This window comes from Acetivibrio sp. (genome assembly GCF_035371925.1).
Taxonomy (GTDB): Bacteria; Bacillota; Clostridia; order Acetivibrionales; family Acetivibrionaceae; genus Hungateiclostridium.
On record NZ_DAORXT010000164.1, the window covers coordinates 1 to 2967 of the forward strand.

The 2967-nt window shown below is 38.5% G+C and carries 2 protein-coding genes; both read right to left on the minus strand.

Translation table 11 applies throughout. The features are described from left to right. Positions 1–33 precede the first annotated feature (33 nt). Positions 34–201, minus strand: a complete 168-nt coding sequence (locus tag PLH43_RS13435) for a hypothetical protein (protein ID WP_324363957.1) — start codon at positions 199–201, stop codon at positions 34–36. 152 nt (positions 202–353) lie between these two features. Next, positions 354–2967 (minus strand): hypothetical protein (locus PLH43_RS13440; RefSeq protein ID WP_324363959.1); only part of this gene is annotated, 2614 nt, incomplete at its 5' end.

Consider the following 2967-nt stretch of genomic DNA (forward strand, 5'->3'; position numbering starts at 1 on the left):
TAACATAGCAAAGATTATCTTCTTATTCATTTTCTATTTTTCCCCCCATACTTCTATTGCTTCTATCGTTGCATTCATAAAATGATTTCCAACCAAATTTATTATATCTATAATAGGAATAATTGCGTTATGATTTATTAGTTTAATTACGGCAATTATACCATTAGTTACTTTTGAACTCAATAAATCTTTATTCTTCATCAAGCATATCATTTTATTCTTCTATAAAAATAAAGAGACCGGCAAACTAATTTCCTTTTGATTAGGAAAATGTCTGTCAGTCTCTTGTTCCGCTCCGTCTGTTTAGAGCAACTCAATTTGCTAATTAAAAATCTATCAAGGCAAACATCCCATCAGCTTATATCATCAAATATCGAGCCCTTGACAGTGATTTCAATTCTGTCGAGGTTTTCTATTCCCTTTAGTTCGCCAAGCTTTTTGTACTCATTCTTGCTTTGCGCAAGGTTGATATTGTCTATATATGCCCTTACTGTATAATTTCCGTCAGGCATATAAGGGTTGGTATATAAACGGACACTGTTTGGATTTGGATTAATTTTTATAGTCACTTTTGTTGTTTCTGTTATTTTAAACATGGTCTGACCGTCTTTTATATACTCGCGATATTTATAATTATCTCTGCTCGCTTGTGTTCCTGACTCACTGTACCCTTCAAGAATTGCCAACAAGCGAGGGTCAGTATAACTTCCGCTCTCTTGACCATGTTCCAACTCCTCATATACCGGCTGAGAACTTAACTGTTCTACGTGCAAAAGCTTAACATCATTGACCCCGGTGGGATCTTTTGCCGTAAGTGCAGCCGGAACACTGGATAGCTTTCCTCCGTATACCGGTACCGGTTGGTTTTGAATATTAACTGCCCTATTGTTATTATCAATATAAATCAAATTTGACTCATACCTAAAGGAATCAATCAAGCTTTGTACTATCTCCTTGTGCTCGTCAGTGGGTTTCCTGTCAGGCTTATATATTTCCGTCTTTACTTCAAATGTATAAGTACCCGTTGGGCTGAAATAATATCCTGACTTTATAGGATAACTGTAATCTTGTAAACTCTTATCCGATGCAAAAACTGCTTTGTCGTAGTAATCTTTGTTATAGTTTCTGTTTTTCGCTGCCTCTCTGCTTTGTGCGTAGTCCATTTCCATCGTCTGTACAGTACCCCATTTAATTTCAGCTTTATCCTGCTGCGTAAAAATTCTTTGGTATCGGCCAGGTACAGCAGTCCAATCATATAAAGCTCCTTTTTCATTTTCATGAGCCATCCACCGTACCACATTGAACTTATACGGTTCACTTGTCCAGAACAATTCCCTCGAAAGACTGTTTGTAGTGTTGGACCTTATTTCATCCAAAAACTTCTTTTGCGGAATAGACGGCATTCCGTTATATATTTTTGCTGTGATTACCCTTTGGTCCGTAACACGTCCGAATGTAGCCGAAATGGATTCAGTATGTCCGGGACACTCCCAAATGCCTTTCGTTTTATCCTCAGGATCAGTTGGAACCCACTTGCATCCTCCGCAATAACGTCTACGCATTGCACTTGCAGTACCTTCAGCTTCTACAGTCCCGGTCTTTGCCCTCGTTGCCGGACCGTCAAGATATTTCCCCTCGACTGGATTGTCATAAAGTCCTGTTGCCGACTCATATGTAACATCTTTTCTGTGTACTGTCGTACTGAATTCAGGATATAAGGTAATTGTAGTCTGGCGTGTTCCGCTCGGTATTCTATTTCCTTCAACTTCAAACGGATTATATAATCCCGGTGTCAGATTTGTCACATTTACGCCACCAGTTACGTCGCTAACCAACCAACCATTACCCAATTCTAATTCTGCAGTCATGCCACTGTCGTCCGGTAAAGGCACGCTTATTTTTTTACTTAGTACGTTATAGTCAAGTGTAGCTTCTCCTGTTGTATTTATTGGTTTAACCGATTTAATCGTCCTAGTGATAACATTATTTGAATAATTTCTTTCCGAAATTTTTTGATTCTCTGACTTATGAATATCATTGTATTCTTCGACGCTTTCATCAGTATTAACTTCAAAATGTATTTCAACATCTCCTTCAGGCATTATAAAACTTGCATAGAGTACAGGAGCTCCTTTTACCTCAGTTTTTTCTTCATCTCCTTCTACATCTTCTTTTTCTTCTGCATCTGTTTCTCCATTTTTCAGCTTAATAAATGTCTCATCAGGCGCTAAATCCACAGTCCCAACAGCCTCAGTGCCTTTTCCTAAATAAGTCACATTTTCAACCGGACTGCCTCCGGATGTAATCTTCCATTTGTAGGATACGTCTTTTAGAACCTTGTCAAAAGTTGAATCTATTCTTACTGATATAAGTACTTCATCACCGGGAACAGCACTCGATGATATTGTTTCAAACTGTGGCATAATGTCCTCTTCTAACAAAACAAAAGGTATGTATCTAAAGTATTGGTAGTACGAATAGTAGTTTGGCTTACTCATGTTATCCGGACCGGTTCCGCCATAGTAATAAAACGCTATCCCAACACCCCAGGATTCATATGTTGGCGGTTGGATTATATATATGAACTCCTCAGGATTTTCTGCTATACCGGCCGGCAACTCTCCCTCAATACATTTATTGAAGAATTTGCGGTTGCCTGTATATGCTTCAACCTTATCAGGCAAGAAAGTGTCCGTATCTTTTATCCATTGGTTAATAACACTATATGTTGACGCAAATGTATCCGGTTGATATTCTAAATATTGCTTTGTATGTGTATCCTTGGGGTCATCGGGTGATAATTCTTTTGTAATTCCTCCTTGGCTTTTATTTGGCAACTCCCATGGCCTCTTAATCCATCTACGCACATACATAATCTTACCAATAGGGAACTCTGGATTCGGATATGGCTCATCAACGATAGAAAAGCCCAAAGCTCTCCACTGTTTTGTAGCTTCATCATATCTT